Annotated in this window: 13 protein-coding genes; 4 read left to right on the top strand and 9 right to left on the bottom strand. The window is 56.0% G+C overall.

Annotated features, from left to right (window positions below; genetic code table 11):
* Positions 1–63: 63 nt before the first annotated feature.
* A complete protein-coding gene (locus tag CLV58_RS08680; RefSeq protein ID WP_106137402.1) occupies positions 64–1,203 on the bottom strand; it encodes a hypothetical protein in 1,140 nt (379 codons plus the stop codon).
* A gap of 59 nt (positions 1,204–1,262) precedes the next feature.
* Positions 1,263–2,426 (bottom strand): AIR synthase-related protein, encoded by a 1,164-nt coding sequence (locus tag CLV58_RS08675; protein ID WP_106137401.1) that lies wholly within the window; start codon positions 2,424–2,426, stop codon positions 1,263–1,265.
* A 138-nt stretch (positions 2,427–2,564) separates the two neighbouring features.
* On the opposite strand from CLV58_RS08675, the gene CLV58_RS29115 reads away from it, so the two are divergent.
* On the top strand, positions 2,565–2,684 hold the full coding sequence (locus CLV58_RS29115; protein ID WP_146141400.1) for a DUF4160 domain-containing protein: 120 nt from the start codon (positions 2,565–2,567) through the stop codon (positions 2,682–2,684).
* 126 nt (positions 2,685–2,810) lie between these two features.
* Positions 2,811–3,338, top strand: a complete 528-nt coding sequence (locus CLV58_RS08670; protein ID WP_106137400.1) for a helix-turn-helix domain-containing protein — start codon at positions 2,811–2,813, stop codon at positions 3,336–3,338.
* A gap of 1 nt (position 3,339) precedes the next feature.
* Here CLV58_RS08670 and CLV58_RS08665 read toward each other — a convergent pair whose 3' ends face one another.
* Entirely contained in the window at positions 3,340–4,311 is a 972-nt protein-coding gene (locus tag CLV58_RS08665; RefSeq protein WP_106137399.1) for a Gfo/Idh/MocA family protein, read from the bottom strand.
* A 201-nt stretch (positions 4,312–4,512) separates the two neighbouring features.
* On the opposite strand from CLV58_RS08665, the gene CLV58_RS08660 reads away from it, so the two are divergent.
* Positions 4,513–5,298: a DUF481 domain-containing protein gene (locus CLV58_RS08660; RefSeq protein WP_245882274.1), complete on the top strand. Its 786-nt coding sequence runs from the start codon at positions 4,513–4,515 to the stop codon at positions 5,296–5,298.
* A 399-nt stretch (positions 5,299–5,697) separates the two neighbouring features.
* Here CLV58_RS08660 and CLV58_RS08655 read toward each other — a convergent pair whose 3' ends face one another.
* From CLV58_RS08655 to CLV58_RS08640, 4 genes are all read right to left on the bottom strand, one after another.
* Positions 5,698–6,507 carry a LysM peptidoglycan-binding domain-containing protein gene (locus CLV58_RS08655; RefSeq protein WP_106137397.1) on the bottom strand — a complete coding sequence of 270 codons (810 nt, stop codon included), beginning with the start codon at positions 6,505–6,507 and terminating at the stop codon, positions 5,698–5,700.
* Positions 6,508–6,523: 16 nt separating this feature from the next.
* The gene (purE, locus tag CLV58_RS08650) at positions 6,524–7,006 is read right to left on the bottom strand and encodes a 5-(carboxyamino)imidazole ribonucleotide mutase (protein ID WP_106137396.1); all 483 of its coding nucleotides are present in this window, start codon (positions 7,004–7,006) and stop codon (positions 6,524–6,526) included.
* Positions 7,007–7,273: 267 nt separating this feature from the next.
* Entirely contained in the window at positions 7,274–8,482 is a 1,209-nt protein-coding gene (locus CLV58_RS08645) for a DUF1501 domain-containing protein (protein WP_106137395.1), read from the bottom strand.
* Between the two features lie 115 nt (positions 8,483–8,597).
* Positions 8,598–10,049 carry a DUF1800 domain-containing protein gene (locus CLV58_RS08640; RefSeq protein ID WP_106137394.1) on the bottom strand — a complete coding sequence of 484 codons (1,452 nt, stop codon included), beginning with the start codon at positions 10,047–10,049 and terminating at the stop codon, positions 8,598–8,600.
* Positions 10,050–10,277: 228 nt separating this feature from the next.
* Here CLV58_RS08640 and CLV58_RS08635 point away from each other — a divergent pair, with 228 nt between their 5' ends.
* Positions 10,278–14,360: a S8 family serine peptidase gene (locus tag CLV58_RS08635; protein ID WP_106137393.1), complete on the top strand. Its 4,083-nt coding sequence runs from the start codon at positions 10,278–10,280 to the stop codon at positions 14,358–14,360.
* A gap of 92 nt (positions 14,361–14,452) precedes the next feature.
* Here the strand turns inward: CLV58_RS08635 and CLV58_RS08630 are convergent, their stop codons facing one another.
* Both CLV58_RS08630 and rsmH read right to left on the bottom strand, forming a co-directional pair.
* Entirely contained in the window at positions 14,453–15,994 is a 1,542-nt protein-coding gene (locus tag CLV58_RS08630) for a YifB family Mg chelatase-like AAA ATPase (protein WP_106137392.1), read from the bottom strand.
* Between the two features lie 59 nt (positions 15,995–16,053).
* A complete protein-coding gene (gene rsmH / locus CLV58_RS08625; RefSeq protein WP_106137391.1) occupies positions 16,054–16,959 on the bottom strand; it encodes a 16S rRNA (cytosine(1402)-N(4))-methyltransferase RsmH in 906 nt (301 codons plus the stop codon).
* Between the last annotated feature and the right edge of the window lie 65 nt (positions 16,960–17,024).

Below are 17,024 nucleotides of genomic sequence, written 5' to 3'. Positions count from 1 at the left end.
TCTATTGACGTATGATAGACAAACAGCAAAGCCAAAAGATTAGTCTGCGTAATGAGCGAAACGTTACCGAATGACGACGGGCCGGGTCAGTCGCTGATTGGCCGTATCGGCACATAACCAATAGGTGCCCGGCAACAGCGGCCGTAGCAGCGTCAGGCGCAAAATTCCGTCGCTGCCGATCGTTGCCCTGACGGGTGATTCATGACCCGAGAGCGTCATCAGGCGATACCTACTGCCAGCCATGTTGCGTATATGCGCCCGAATTTCCTGCCCATCGACGGGGTTTTCCACTAATTCCAGCGCCGGAGCCGTATCGCCGGACGTAGCCGCCACCGGTTTGGAGTATGTAACCTGCCCGTCGCTGTCGACCTGCCGAAGTCGGTAGTAATTCGTACCGTCGAGTGGCCACTCATCGGTCAGTGTGTAAGTTTGGCGCTGTTCGGTCGTACCACGCGCTGGCAGCGAGCCTATTGCATTGAATTCGTTCAGGTCCTGACTCCGCTGCACGATAAATTGCTGCGCATTACGCTCCCAGGCCGTCGTCCACATCAGTTGAACGCTGTTGCCGACTGGTTTGGCGGAAAAGGAAATCAGTTCGACGGGAAGCGGGCCCGCCCAGTTCAGATGCCCGATGGTGATGCCCTGCGCCCCTGGGTTGGCATTCGCAGCCGGACCACAGCCGAAGACAATCGTCACCTGATCGACATAGCCGGAAAAGACCACACCAGACGCGGCACTTCCCGGATCATCACTCGTACCGGTTAGTGTATTACCCGACTGCGTGACATAGGCGGAGGGCGTCAACGTCGGGGCCGATATCCGTCGACCAATTTTTCCGTTGATCGTTACCTGATCCTGACTCGTCGCATTTTTGTCGATACCGTAGAGCGAAAACGACAGGTTCTGTACCCCCTGCGCGAAGGTAATCGTAATCACTTTCGTATCGCTGGTCGTCGCAAAATTGACCGCTACCTGCAAACCGGTACTTACGCCTTTTGGTGTACCTAGGGTAAAGTTACCACTACCGGTACTGGCTAGGCTAACCCCTACATCGACGGCAGGGGTACCGATTTGCGTGTAGTTGTTGCTGTGTGCTCCGTCGACCCAGGCGGGGGCGGTCGATTTGAAATGAAGATTTTGTCCGGCGACCGACAACGCGGTCAATAGGGCTGGCCCGAGCAGCCAGCATTTCAGTACGTTCATGGTGGGATATGCGCTAATTCAGCACAAGATACCCACCTGACCCGCTTACTAGCAACAGATTAGTAGACAAAAGTCCCGGCCTCGGCCGTAATCGTTACTTTCTTACCTGAAAAGGCTTCGACGCGGCCAACTACCTGAGCATCAATACCAAATGACTGGGCTATGTCGATTACTGTTTGGGCATGATCGGGCGACAGATACACCTCCAGCCGATGGCCCATGTTGAACACTTTGTACATCTCCTGCCAGCTTGTACCACTCTCCTGCTGAATCAGTTTGAACAGGGGCGGAATGGGGAACAGGTTGTCTTTGATGACGTGCAGGTTGTCGATAAAATGCAGCACTTTAGTTTGCGCGCCCCCCGAGCAATGCACCATACCGTGGATGTGCGGCCGAAGTTGATCGAGCAACACCTTGGCAACGGGCGCATACGTCCGCGTTGGCGACAGAATCAGTTGTCCTACTGTCAAGCCCGTATCACCGACAGGGGCCGTCAGCGCTTGTGAGCCACTATACACCAGGCTTCGATCGACAGCCGGGTCGAAGCTTTCGGGGTAGCGGTCAGCCAGGTCATGCGCCAGTACATCATGACGAGCAGAAGTCAGGCCGTTGCTGCCCATACCACCATTGTACGTCGATTCGTAGGTCGCCTGCCCGAACGAAGCCAGCCCAACGACGACGTCGCCCGCCTGAATCTGGTCGTTGCTGATTACCTGATCGCGACGCATACGGGCGATCACGGTACTGTCGACAATCACCGTCCGGACCAGATCACCAACGTCGGCAGTTTCGCCACCGGTGCTGTAAATCTCAATACCATGCTCGCGGAGCATTTGCAATACCTCCTCCGTGCCGTTAATCAGCTCGGCGATGACGTCACCGGGAATCAGGTTTTTGTTCCGACCGATCGTCGACGACAGCAGCATCGGACCGGTAGCACCGACACAGATCAGGTCGTCGGTATTCATCACGATTGCATCCTGCGCAATGCCCCGCCAAACGCTCATATCGCCCGTTTCGCGCCAGTACAGGTACGCCAGCGACGATTTCGTACCTGCCCCGTCGGCGTGCATGATGGTGCAGAAATCCGGATCGCCAGCCAGCGTATCGGGCACAATCTTGCAGAATGCTTTCGGGAAAAGCCCTTTGTCGAGCCGGGCAATGGCGTTGTGAACGTCTTCTTTACTGGCGGAAACTCCGCGCTGAGCGTATCGGTCGGTCATGGGGCAAAGGTAGCGAGAAAAGCCCCTGAGCGCGCGGACATCCCTTACTTTTCGGTCCAGCGTCGGCACAACAGAAAGCAGAGGTACCTAATCAGGCACCTTTCCATAGCTTTGCCTGTTTCTCAACCGTAACTTGTACTGCCTGTTTTTGAAACGATAGATGGTGTTGTCGTCAGCGTTTTTTCCAGAGACCACTTACCTCCGCACTGCCACGCGCAGTACGCTGAATTCGAGGCACTAATCGAGATTAGAACGTGATTGCTGGACGACTGCCAGCCCGGCAACTGCGAAAAGTGCTCGCTTACCTGACGATAGCCGATAATCGCCAGGATTTTGTTAAACGCGTTTTACCAGTTGAACCCGCAAATTCAAAGACGTTAATTGATGGCCCACGATCGTAAACAATTACTCCCACGCATTACCAGCATTCAGGCGATAGAGCCATTTCGGGTCACGACGCTCTGGACGACTGGCGAGGTCCGTCAAATCGATTTCGAACCCTTGTTTGTTCAGTGGAAACAGGAAAGCGACACCCGCCTTTATCCACTTTTCGATTTCGATACATTTCGGCAGGTCATTCTCTCTCCCGCCCGCACGTTGACCTGGCCGAACATACCGGTTTGCCTGACGTTAGGCAGTCGCACCATCGAAGGGTCACTCGACCTCGATCCAGACGAACTATACAGACAGAGTACGCTTATTCGTCAAGCGGAAAAGCTACCGATTGGGAATCTGTTGCGACAGGCCCGGCAGGCAGCTGGCTTATCGCAACTCGACGTCGCGACGCGTAGCGGTACATCACGACACTACATTTCGCGGATCGAAAACGGCAAATCTGACATTCAACTGGAAACTTTAAACAAGATCGTCCAGCTGGGCATCGGCAAAGCACTTCGGCTCGAAATTGCCTGACCTATATCGAGTAAGTCAACCCGATCTTCTGGCGAACGGTATCGAGCAATGTCATCAGGTTCTGGCTATCGGCAAGCGACCAGACGGGGCTTTCGGTCAGCCCGTTTGCCAGACAATCCATAACGTGCTGCGCTTCATAGTCGTAGCCGTGGGTCGCCCGGTCAACACGGATTGTTTCGGGTTCGTGACCATCCCGAAGCAGCGTGAGTGCCTTGGTTTCGTGCCAGCGCGCGTGAATCTGAATACTCCCGGTAGTCCCATGCACGTAGGCTTCACAGGGCGTTTTGGCCCGGAGCGTACTGTCCAACACCGCCAGCTCACCGTTCGGGTAGGTCAGTACCATACCACACTGCTCATCGACGCCCGTTTCTCCGAAAACCGCGCTGGCCGTTATTTGCTCCGGCATGCCCAGCATCAGGTACGAGAAGAACAGCGGATAGATCCCGATGTCGAGCAACGAGCCGCCCCCCAACTGTTTATTGTACAGGCGACCGTCGGGTTGGAACGTGGCGGCAAACCCAAAGTCGGCCCGAACGCCGGTAACCGTCCCGATCGCGCCGTCGTCGACGAGGGCTTTGGCACGTTGTAGCACCGGCATGAACCGGCTCCAGAGTGCTTCCATCAGAAAAACCTGCTTTGTCCGCGCCAGTTCGATCATCTCATTAACCTGCGCGCTGTCCATGGCAAACGGTTTTTCACCCAGCACGGCGACTCCCTTGTTCAGTAGCATCAGCGCGTTTTCGTGATGCAGTACGTGCGGAGTCGCGACGTATACAACGTTCAGGTCGGGCAGCGTCAGCAGGTCGTCGTAACTACCCAGCGCATGCGTTGCCCCGTACTGCTGCGCAAAGGCATTGGCCCGGTCCTGATCCGACGAAGCCACGGCATACAGTTGTGCATCGGGCAACGTCAGCAGATCTTGTACAAACTTGTGGGCAATACGGCCCGGTCCCAGAATACCCCAGCGAGTCATTAGTTCGGTTTACGGTTTTTGGTTTTCAGTTGTCGTCACCAGTCTGAGTCGTTTTCCCGCGCTGGCAACCGTAGTCTGTAAACCGCAAACCCGTTACTTCCTACCGGATAAATGTGGGCTTTTTTTCCTACGTTGCGGACTTTACCAACGTGTCTTTTCGTGAAGAATGTCTTTTCCAGCCTCCTCCTGCTGTGTTTTTTGTTGACTACGAACGCCTTGTGGGCGCAGGTTGTCGAGCAACCCGACCCGCTACGACCTGCCGTGCCGGACTCCGTGCGGAAAACAATCGATTCAAGCAGCCGGGATACCGTCGTCATCGTCCCCAAACCGCTTCATCTGCTTCGCTACAAGTTTACGGCCGATGGTACGATTACAGCCGGGAACGTAAACCGGGAACTGCTCCAGCTTGCCAGTTCACTCGATTACACGCTGAGCAACTATTTCAAACTGTCGGCCAACCCTTCGTTTGTGTACGGCAAGCAAAACGGTTTGCTGGCGGAGCGCGAGTTATTCAGCGATTTACGGACGACCTATCGCCACGAACAACGCCTGTACTACCTGGCTTTCGGGTCCTTTGAACGCAGCAACCTCCGGCAGATTAATCGACGGTGGACGGTTGCGGCCGGTGCGGGCTACAAGCTGGTCGAAAGCAAACGAGCGTATCTGTCGGTGACGAACGTCGTTTTGCAGGAATTCACCGACTTCTACGAGCTCGATGACATCAACGTCTTCCGCAATTCGACCCGTCTGTTCGGTGAATATAATTTTGCCGATAACCGCTGGACACTAACGCATACGGCGCTGCTTCAACCAGCGATCGGCCAGAGTAACCTCCGCTGGAACGCAACTGTGAGTGTACAGGTCAAGCTGAATACGGTAATCAGCCTGCGTACGACGCTGGCTAATGCTTACGAAAGTCTGGTCGTACCGGGGCGTCAAAACAACGATTTGCGCTTTACCATCGGTCTGACCTACGAGCGTAAATAAAAAGCGTGCGAACCGAGATTAGTTCGCACGCTTTTATTTTTAACGTTACCTCACCCCTGAATTTTCTGAAAGGCAGGGCTGTTAGGTTCTAGTTCATCTACCCCCCAGCCCCCTAAAGGGGGAGCATTCCGCCAATGAATTTCACCCCCTTCAGGGGGCGGGGGGTAGGGCTGACCGAAGGTAATTTGGCTAACGACAGCGCCAACTTAAGAACTTAACAGCCCTGCCCCCGCCCCCCTGAAGGGGAGTGGTTTATTGGGGAGTTTAACCCCCTCTAGCCCGGGCCGACGTTTCGGGGCTGGAGGTACTTCAACCGAAGGAAATTTGGCTAGTGCCGACGTCAGTTTAGGAACTTAACGCCCCTAATCCCCTGAGGGGGATTTAGGGGTAAAAGAGCAGCTACTGCTTGTCCGGGTAAGGGATAATCAGTTTCTCACCCCGGGTAGCAATGTCTTTGTCTTTGTGATTGGCCCGCATGATGGCTTCCTTGCTGACGCCATATTTCTGCGCGACAACACGCAGCACATCGCCGGGACCGACGGTATGTACGGTCATTGTTTTCACGTTCAGTCGCGTGACACCCGCTTTCACGTCGCTTTCCGATACGTTAGGATTCAACGCTTTGAGCGTGCTTACTTTCATGTTATAGCGGTTGGCAACGCCGTAGAAGGTCTCGCCTGCCCCAACCGTGTGGGTCGTCGTGACACCGACCGGCTTCACCGCCGGTTTCTCCACAACGACAGGCTTCTCCTTGGGTGCTTCCTTTTTGGGCTCTTTCGGCTCAGCCTTCTTCATCAACTCTTCCGTCCGCACCGGCGCAGCCCGTTCTGTCTCAGCAACTCGCTCACTGGCAGTGGGTTTCCCATCAGTCGTTTCACGATTTCCCTCAGCGACCTGTTCGGCGGGTATGTTAGCTTCGGCAGCATCGGCTGGTGGGGTGGCCTGCGACAGATCGACCGGAGCCGGCTGGGACGAGGTATCGTCCGGGGCCATCAGCATATCAGGGTCTTCCTGCGCCAGTGGCTGTTGCGACAACGTATCGATAGCCACGTTGGTCAGCTCATCGGAGCCCCGCGTATCGTCGGAGATGTATTCGAAGCCGACATACAGCAGGGCAGCAATCATACCGATCAGCACCACCAACGTAATGGCAGGCAGACTGGCACTACCCGGCTGACGGGGATTGGTTGAACGGTTTTCAGTTTCCATTGGCGTTGACAATGCGTTACGATTCGGTGAGTTGACGGCTCATATCGGCGACTTTCTCCTTGAGTTCGTCTTTGAACGTAGCCAGATTCCGGGCAACCCGTTCGTCGAATGTTCCGACGATCTGTGCCGCCAGAATACCCGCGTTACGCGCTCCGTCGAGCGCCATCGTTGCCACCGGAACGCCCCCCGGCATTTGCAGAATCGACAGTACCGAGTCCCAGCCGTCGATTGAATTACTGGACTTCACCGGTACCCCGATCACGGGAAGTGTTGTCAGCGATGCAACCATACCGGGCAAGTGAGCCGCACCACCCGCACCCGCTACAATTACCTTGAGCCCCCGATCGCGGGCGGCCTTCGCATAATCGACCATTTTTTCCGGCGTCCGGTGCGCCGATACAATGTCCATTTCCCAGGCTACACCAAGCGTGGTCAGAATGTCGGCGGCCTCCTGCATGACTTTTCGGTCGGAGAGGCTACCCATAATAATACCTACCATCGTGAATACGGACTTGACCGTCTGCGAAATAACGTAGATTCAGGCAGATTTCCGGGCCGCTTACACTGATTTTTTATATATGGACAAAAGAGGAAAGATGTACGAAGAAAGAGAAAAGACGGAAAACAAAAGCGGAAAACCGCAGAGAAGAACTAATGATGAGCGGACTTCCGCTCCTATCATTTTTCTGCTTACATCCTTCCTCTTTCGTCATCTATCTTCCACCTCACATCTTTTCTCTTTCGTCTCTCCTCTTTCTTCTATCAATCAAACCAGCTTCAGCGGCTCGAATGAGCGTCCCAGCACAGCCATATCGTCGGCACCCAGGTAATCGCGGAGCAGCGTGGCATAAATCTGCCGAAAGTCGACGGTGTAGTTCAGGTCACCATCGGTCAGGTTGCTGAGGTTTGGGGCTTCGTTCAACACCCCACGCCCAGGCAGTCCCCCACCAAGCAAAAACACATTACTGGCCGTACCGTGGTCAGTACCGTTGCTGGCGTTTTGTTTGACGCGCCGACCAAACTCCGAGAACGTCATCAGCAGCACGTCGTTCTGTCGTCCGGCAGCTTTCAAATCGGTCATGAATGCGCTGACGGCTTCGGCATATTGCCCCAGCAAGCGAGCCTGTTGCCCCGGTTGATTGATATGCGTATCGAATCCGCTAATCGACACGTAATACACGCTCGTACCCATGCCGGACTGAATCAACTGGGAAACGGTATGCAGCCGGTTACCCAATTCGTGATTGGGATAGGTCGTACCGGCCGACGACGGCTTTTGCGCTGTCTTGTCGAACACGTAATCGGCGGTGGATACGGTTTCAGCCAGCGTTTTGTACAGGTAGGCTACCGATTGGTTGTCGTCGGGATGCTCGTGGCTCAGCCCCGTCACCAGTTTGCTGCGGGTCTGCTTGTACAGCTTTTTCGGATCGAGCAACGCGATACCGTTGAGCGACTCCCCTTTCATGGCCAGACTCAGCGTATCATCGACTTCGATGGTACGAAACGGCTGTCGCGCCGTTCCGGTACAGGCCGCATCCAGATACCGCCCAACCCAGCCACTGGTTTTGTATTGATTTGCATCGCTGCCGGTTTGCCAGATGTCCATTGACCGGAAGTGCGATCGATCGGGGTTGGGGTAGCCGACATTGTTGATAACCGTCAGTAGACCGTCGTCGTACAGTGCCCGCAGCGGGTGCATGGCCGGGTGCAGGCCAATTTCGTCGGTCAGGGGTACTACTTTATCCGTGGGAATGGCAATGGTCGGTCGCTCCCGGTAGTAGATGTCGTTTCGATACGGCACGACGGTATTCAGCCCGTCGTTGCCACCGGACAGTTGTACGATCACCAGAATCTTGCCCGACGGCGCTACGGGTTGCCCCATGGCCGACAGTTCATACGCTTTCAGGAAGTTCGGAATCAGCAGCGACCCGGCCGTTGTCAGGGCCGACTGGAAGAGGAAATCACGGCGGTTCATAGTTTCGGTTTGCGGTTTTCAGTTTACGGTTTTCAACCTGCGGCAGTTGTTAGGCGACAGTTCGGGCTGTTGACCGCGTGGGGAACTGCACCGTAAACTGAAAACCGTACACCCTTTAACTTAACTGATACTCCGGCAGGCTCATGATCGATGCCGTTAGCGAGCGGATTCGTTCGGAACGGGTCGTCGCGGATGCGGCCTGATTGTCGATGAGCGTACGCTGATCCGGGCGCAGCGGTAGCGGCAGCAGGACTTCTGCAATGGCGTTAGTCAGCGTTAGATCATCGGTATTGGCGAAGGCTTGTTCGTAGGCTGCCCAGTCGACCGTCGTGTGGAAACTGGCGTTGCCTTTGCGGGCCAGTGATTCTGTGTTGACGTCTCCATCTTCTTTTGGCCGAACGGGCACATCGGCGGCTTTCAGCACATAGGCCGGTAACTGCATACGGAACAGCAGACTCGATGAATCGATCCAGTTGCGACCGCCCGGCCAACCCGCTACGTTGGGTGGGTAGAAAAGCGTTTGGCCCAGCGTCCGCTGCACGAAAATCTGCGGTTGTGGCTGATCGAAGGTAATGCCCAGCGTATGGCGCATACCGGCCAGTAGTTCCACCGGCGACTTGATGTGTGCACCTACATTCCGGGGTTCGTAGAACCAGTCGGCGTTAAAGATGGTCTCCATCAGGTCTGTAATGTCGTAGCCGCTTTTATAAAATTGCCCGGCCAGTTCTTCGATCCGCCGACTCGTCTCCCTGTCATCGACTGAGCCATCGGCAACAAAGTAGCGGTACACTTTCCCGACGACGAAGCGCGCCGTTTGCCGATTTTCGAGCAGCATGGCAATCACGTCTTCGCCCACGAACGGTCCCGTTTTACCGAAAATCGTTTTATTCTCGGCATCGTGTACCCGCTCCCGAAATACGAATTTCCCGTCCGGCGTATATTGCCAGCCGGTAAAGGCACGGGCGGCTTCTTTGATGTCGTGTTCGGTATAATTACCCCGCCCGAGCGTGAACAACTCCATGACCTCACGGGCGAAGTTTTCGTTGGGCGCGTTTTTCTTGTTTTGCTGATTGTTCAGGAATTGCAGCATCGCCGGTTCCTTCGATACGCTCATCAGCAGATCACCGAATTTCCCCAGTGCGTTACGCCGGATGGTGTTGACGTACTGCTGCATAAACAGCGCGTTCTGCCCCGACGGTCGACAGGCGAAGTGCCCGTGCCAGAACAGCGCCATTTTCTCCCGCAACGCCCCCGGCCCGGCCACCATTCTGTCGAGCCACAGTAGATTCAGATCGCGGATTTGCTGTGTATTCAACCGGATGCGCTCTTTCAGCATTTCCTTGTCAAGTTGGCCGTCGCGCACAAGCTGCCGCAACGCCTGCCTCGGCTGGTTTTCGGCTGGTTTGACGATTAGAAGGTCATCGACGGACGCGCTGTCGTGAAAAAGCTGCCGGATAGTCTTGCGCAGGGGTTTCTCCGTAGCCCGGTGTAGTTCAGCGGGGGTAGCCCCAAAAGCGGCCCGGCTGTAGAGGTAGCGAAGTTGCGCCTGTTTCCGTTTCGTATCCATAGTGTATACACTGTACAGAGGAAATCAGTGATCGGGCGGGCACAGCCAAACCAGTCAGTACCCGGTACCTGTTGGTAGACAGCAGACTAGGCCTACTGTTTAACCATACGCTATTAAAAGATCGTTAATCAACCGGTAACGCTACCTATTCGCAACGGCGCTATCCGTTTTGTCGTATCGTATGTGTACATTCGATACCCACTTTGTCGGTCTGCTAACTCTTACTTTATGTACCACGTTTCGCGTCGCTTTTACCAGTGCTTACTTACGTTCGGACTGACACTGTCTTCCTTTATGCTACTGGCTCAGCCCAGGCCACTAACGCAGTATTCAGACCAGCAGCAACGTCAGCAGATCGGCTTACAAAAGACGTTATCCGCCGTCGAGCAGGCGAACTACCAGCAGGCCTTAACGGTAGCGCGGCAGCGAAACCAACCCATCACTCAGCAGCACCCCGACGGTACAGTAACCATTCTGAGCGGGATCACCGAACGGGGGGAATTGCTCTACAAACGGACCTACAGTGCCACGCAGGCCGGCCTTACCACCCGTACGAATTCGTTCTATAACGGCGGTAGCCTGGGGCTTTCCCTGTCGGGTAGCACGCTTACCGGTAAACTCGGTATCTGGGACGGTGGACGGGTACGAAGCACGCATGTTGAATTTAGAAACAGCAGTGGGGCCAGCCGGGTAACCCAGATCGACAACTCAACCTCGCTCAATTCTCACTCGACTCACGTGGCCGGTATCATGGTCGCGGCAGGCGTCAATCCACGGGTGAAGGGTATGGCTAATGCGACGGACCTGCGGGCGTATGATTTCAGCAGCGACGTATCGGAGATGACAACGGCCGCGCCTAACCTGCTGGTATCAAATCACTCGTACGGCTTCAACGCGGGCTGGGTATACGACGACAGTCGCACGACGGCTATCAAGTGGGAATGGTGGGGCGATACGACAATCAGCCGAACAGAAGATTATAAGTTTGGGCTCTACGACAGCCAAAGCCGGGCGTGGGATCAGATCGCTTACAATTCGCCCTACTACCTGATTGTTAAATCGGCCGGTAACAGCCACGGCGACAACGGCCCCGGTCCGGGTCAGCCCTACTACCTGGGCAACGACACAACGCGCTCGGTTGCCCCCCGCAAAGACCAGAACGGCTACGATCAGATTGCCACCAACGGGGGTGCCAAAAACATCCTGTCCGTCGCTGCGGTGGGCATACTCTCTGACGGGTACAATCAACCCGCCGACGTAGTACTGGGGGACTTTAGCAGTTGGGGACCAACGGACGACGGGCGGATCAAGCCCGACATTGCCGGTGTCGGCGTCGGTGTTTTGTCGAGCAGTTCGGAAACTGACAGCGCGTATATTACGTACAGTGGTACGTCGATGTCTTCGCCGAACGTAGCTGGGTCGCTGCTGCTGGCGCAGGAACTGTATGCGCAACGCAACAGCGGTAAATTTTTGCGCTCATCAACACTGCGTGGTCTGGCACTGCACACGGCCGACGAAGCCGGTACCAATCCGGGGCCCGACTACCAGTTTGGCTGGGGTTTGCTAAACATGGAAAAACTGGGGCGGGTATTGCTCAACACCAACAACGCGCACCTGATGGACGAGCGGACGTTAGCGCAGGGGGGTACGTACAGCCTGACGGTAGTAGCCTCCGGTCGTGGCCCCTTAACGACCAGTATTGCCTGGACCGACCCCGCCGGCACGGCCATCACGGCCAATTCATCGGGTGGCATCCTCAATAACCGTAGCCCCCGACTGGTCAACGACCTCGACATTCGGGTCAGCAACGGCACGACCACAACGCTTCCCTGGACGTTGGACCCGGCCAACCCGACTACTGCCGCAGCCCGTGGCGACAATATTCGCGATAACTACGAACAGGTCCTGGTCAGTAATCCCGTACCGGGTCAGGCATATACGGTCACCGTTTCGCACAAAGGCACGTTGACGGGCAACACAACCAGCACGCAGGATTATGCCCTGCTGATCAGTGGTATCGGCGGTACTGCCTACTGTGCGTCGGCCCCGTCGTCGTCGGCCGGGACGCGCATCGACCGGGTTCAGTTCAACACGATCAACCAGGCGGGTTCGACCGGCTGTACGACTTACACCGACAATACGCAGGTGTCGACTGTGGTTCAACCGGGTCAGACCTTACCCCTGTCCGTTACAACAGGTACGTGTGGCGCGTCGGCCAACGTGGTCGTAAAGGCTTTCGCCGACTGGAATCAGGATGGGGATTTCAACGACGCCAACGAGTTACTGGCGACGTCACCAGTCCTGAATGGTTCGACATCGTTCAGTACGCCCGTTACCATTCCGGCCTCGGCAACCGTCGGGCAGTATGTACGCATGCGGCTTGTCGCGGTCGAAACCAGTAGCCCTGATGCCGTCTCGGCCTGCGGCAGCTACGGCGCGGGCGAAACGCAGGACTATGTGTTGCAGACCGTACAGGTGGCAAATAACGTCGGTATCGTTTCGCTGGTGTCGCCGGCCGACAATTTCTGTAGTCAGTATAGTAATGAGACGACTGTAGCCGTGCGCGTTCGGAACTACGGCTCGGCAGCCCAGCAGAATGTACCGGTTACCGTACGCATCGTGAACAGTACGGACGGAACGGAAGTAACATCGCTAACCAGCGTTATCGCATCATTACCCGCCTTCACCGACCAAACCGTCTCGCTACCACTTCCGGCAACCGTTTCGCTGACACCAGGGCAGACTTACCAGTTTCAACTTAGCATCGCCCTGGCGAATGACCTGATTCCGGATAACAACACATTGCAGGTAAACCGCACCGCTACCAACTCACCCAACGATGGTATTTTCTCGGCCACGCGCTGCGGCACTGATGGAGTACTGTCGCTGATTAACCGGGGCGGCAACATCGCGTACTGGTATGATGCGCCAACGGGGGGCAACCTGATTGCCGCCGGTAACCAGACCTCAACCACGACGCTACCGGCCAGCGGAACACTCTATGCCGGCCTGAACGATTTCAGCAGCACCATCGGACCGGCAACGAAGAGTGTGTTTGGTGGCGGGTCGTACAGCGGTAATTTTGGGCCAGCACCGCTTATCAGTACGACGGTTCCGATTCAGATCGAAAGCGCCCGGCTATACATTGGCTCGGCGGGCAAGCTGACGTTCACGGTTCAGAAACTCGACAATACGCCCGTATCGAGCGTTACTATCGACGTCACTCCGACCCGTAATCAGAGCCTGACCGCTACAACCAACGGCCAGTTGGTCGACGATCCCAACGATCAGGGTGCCGTTTACCCGATAAACCTGTCTATTCCGGCGGCCGGCGACTACAAAATTGCGATTGGCTACGCAGACGGAGCCTCAATTTTTCGCAGCAATGCGGGGAATTTCAGCTTCCCGTACCAGATCAAAACCCAATCAGGTACACCGATCGTATCCATCAACGGCGCGTCGTTCGACAATAACGGTACGATACAAACACTGACGACAGCCTGGTACTATTTCTACGGTATGCGGGTACGGGCGCTTTCCTGCCCCTCGGCGCAACGTACGCCAGTCACCCCGACGGCGGGCACAGCCGCTACGGCCAGTGTCACTGCCGATGGTTCGACTACGATCTGTCAGGGTGGTGCTGTGGTGCTACGTGCGAACACTGGTACCGATTACACATATCAGTGGTACCGAAACGGGACCGCTATCTCCGGCGCGACCGCCAGCACACTAACCGCCGGAACGGCCGGAAGCTATACCGTTCAGGTAAGTAACAACTGCCTGCCCGTCCGCTCGTCGGCAATAACGGTGTCGGTGCGAAACGCCGTCACGCCGGTTGTCACAGCAAATGGTTTTGTCCTGACGGCAAACGTCATTTCGAACATTCAATGGCTGATGAACGGCGTAGCGATTACAGGAGCCAACAGCGCCACCTACGTGGTTACGCAAACGGGCCGTTACGCAGTGCGGGGAAGTGTCAACGGCTGCGGGGAAATGACTTCCGAGGACGTGTACCTGACCATTCTGGCCGACGAACCACTGTCATCGATTGGCGAACTGCTTGTGTACCCGAACCCGGCCAGTCGGCAGGTGACAATCAAGCTGACTACGGACGCGGCACTCAAGACGTTGCCCACCGCCCGCCTGGTCGATCTACAGGGTCGAACCCTTCGCCTGGCAACGCTACAGCGCAGTGGTACGATCTACACATCAGAAGTTGATGTATCTGCCTTGTCGGCCGGAACCGTGATTGTCATCATCACCGACGATCAGAACCGCACCCTCGGCGTACAGCGCCTGACGAAGCAGTAAGGATTTACGGTTTACAGTAGTCGGTTTACGGTGAGACTCTCATGGGGAGTTATTCACCGTAAACCGACTACTGTAAACCGTAAACTATATTGTCAGCCCGCCCAGTTCTCCCGGTCGAGGCTGCGGTATTGGATGGCTTCGGCGAGGTGTTCGATACGAATGTCAGCGCTACCGGCCAGGTCGGCGATGGTGCGGGATACTTTCAGGATACGGTCATACGCGCGAGCCGACAGTCCCAACCGGTTCATGGCCGTACGCAGCAGCGCCTTACCGGCATCACTGATCTCGCAGATTTCCTTCACCAGCTGCGAAGGCATCATGGCATTGGAGTAAATCCCCGGCTGATCGGCAAAGCGGGTCGTCTGTAGTTCCCGCGCTTTGATGACCCGCTCCCGAATCGTTTCGCTTGACTCCGCCGGGCGGTTGGCCGTCATCTGATCGAACGAAACTGGCGTTACCTCCACGTGCAAGTCAATCCGGTCGAGCAACGGACCGCTGATTTTGGCAAGGTACTTCTGCACCACACCGGGTCCGCAGACGCATTCTTTCTCGGGATGGTTGTAGTAGCCGCATGGACACGGGTTCATACTGGCAATCAGCATAAAACTGGCCGGAAACTCGACCGCCCACTTGGCCCGTGAAATGCTCACTTTTCGGTCTTCAAGCGGCTGCCGCATCACCTCCAGCGCCGACCGTTTGAACTCCGGCAGTTCGTCCAGAAACAGCACACCGTTGTGCGCCAGTGATATTTCGCCCGGCTGCGGAAAACTCCCTCCTCCAACCAGTGCCGCATCGGAAATAGTGTGGTGCGGAGCGCGGTACGGCCGGGTCGCAATCAGCGTCGCCCGACTACCCAGCTTCCCGGCGACGGAGTGGATTTTGGTGGTTTCCAGCGCTTCCTGTAGGGTCAAGGGCGGCAAAATGGTCGGTAGTCGTTTGGCCAGCATGGTCTTGCCCGCGCCGGGTGGACCGATCATAATGACGTTATGGCCGCCCGCTGCCGCAATCTCCATCGCCCGCTTGATGTTCTCCTGCCCCTGCACGTGCGAGAAATCGACCTCGTACACGTTTACCTGACTGTTGAACAGATCGCGCGTATCGCTGACCAGTGGTTCGATCTCTTTTTTGCCTTCGAAGAACTCGACCGCTTCCTGCATGTTCGCCACAGGAATTACGTCGAGGTTATTGACGATGGCAGCTTCGGGTGCGTTTTCTACCGGCAGCACAAATCCTTTGTAGCCCCGTTTACGCGCTTCGATGGCAATAGGCAGTACCCCTTTGATGGGCCGTAACGTTCCGTCGAGTGCCAGTTCGCCCATAATCACGTACTCCTCCAGATTGCGCTGCATACTGACCTGCTCAGATGCCTGCAACACACAGAGCGCAATGGGTAGGTCATAGGCTGACCCCTCCTTGCGGACATCGGCCGGAGCCAGGTTGACGACGACTTTCTGCCGGGGCATGCGATAGCCAAAAAACTTCAGCGACGCTTCCACCCGCTGCTCACTTTCTTTTACGGCACTATCGGCAAGACCAACCAGATGAAAATGCAGCCCCTGCGCCACAACAACTTCTACGGTAATGATACTGGCATTGACCCCATATACGGCCGCGCCATACGTCTTGGCTAACATCTCAACTTACGGTAAAGGGTGGACAGAAAATGGGTAGGCAGTGTCCCGGCAACCCGTGTTCATAGCCGCTCCGCGATACGCAGCTTGGCGCTACGGGCACGGGGGTTGCGGGCCACTTCGTCGGGCGTTGCTTCAATGGGTTTGCGGGTAATACTGCGCAATGGCTTCAGCTCGTTGCCGTACAGATCTTTTTCGACTTCGCCCTGAAACTTTCCCTTGGCGATGAAATTTTTGACCGGCCGATCTTCCAGCGAATGGTAGGACATAACTACCAGTCGACCACCCGGTTTGAGCAGCTCCGGCACCTGCTCCAGGAATTCCTCCAGTGCCTGCATTTCCTCGTTTACTTCGATGCGAAGCGCCTGGAATACCTGCGCGAAAAACTTATTTTCCTTACCACGTGGCGCGTAGCGCTGTAAGGCCGCCTTCAGCTCGTTGATTGTCTTGATCGGGCGGTTCGAACGGGCCGATACGATGGCACCGGCGGCCGTACGAGCATTGGTGATCTCGCCGTACATACCCAGAATCCGGTGCAGTTCCGCTTCGGTATATTCGTTGACAACCTGCCGGGCCGTACGATCTGCCTGCTGATTCATCCGCATGTCGAGGTCAGCGTCGAAACGGGTCGAGAAACCGCGTTCAGGCGTATCGATCTGGTGCGACGAAATGCCCAGATCAGCCAGAATACCATCGACCTGTTTTACGCCGTACAGGCGCAGGTAGCGTTTGATATTCCGGAAATTCGAGGCAACAAACGTCAGTCGACTATCGCCGATCGCCTGTGCGTTCGCCCGGGCGTCGGCATCCTGGTCGAACCCGAACAAACGGCCGCCCTCAAGCTGATTCAGGATTTCGCGGCTATGCCCTCCCCCACCAAAGGTAATATCGACGTACGTACCGCCGGGTTGCAGATTGAGCCCGTCGATGCAGGCTTGTAGTAAAACGGGCTGATGATAATCGGTCATTCAGAAAGGCGGCACAAGAAAAGCCACGTACCGCAAATTTAACGAAAGCCGACCGAAACGTTGTG

Origin of the sequence: Spirosoma oryzae (genome assembly GCF_003002825.1) — a bacterium.
Classification (GTDB): domain Bacteria; phylum Bacteroidota; class Bacteroidia; order Cytophagales; family Spirosomataceae; genus Spirosoma; species Spirosoma oryzae.
Note: the sequence above shows the minus strand (reverse complement) of the source record. Positions and strands in the feature narration are given on the sequence as shown.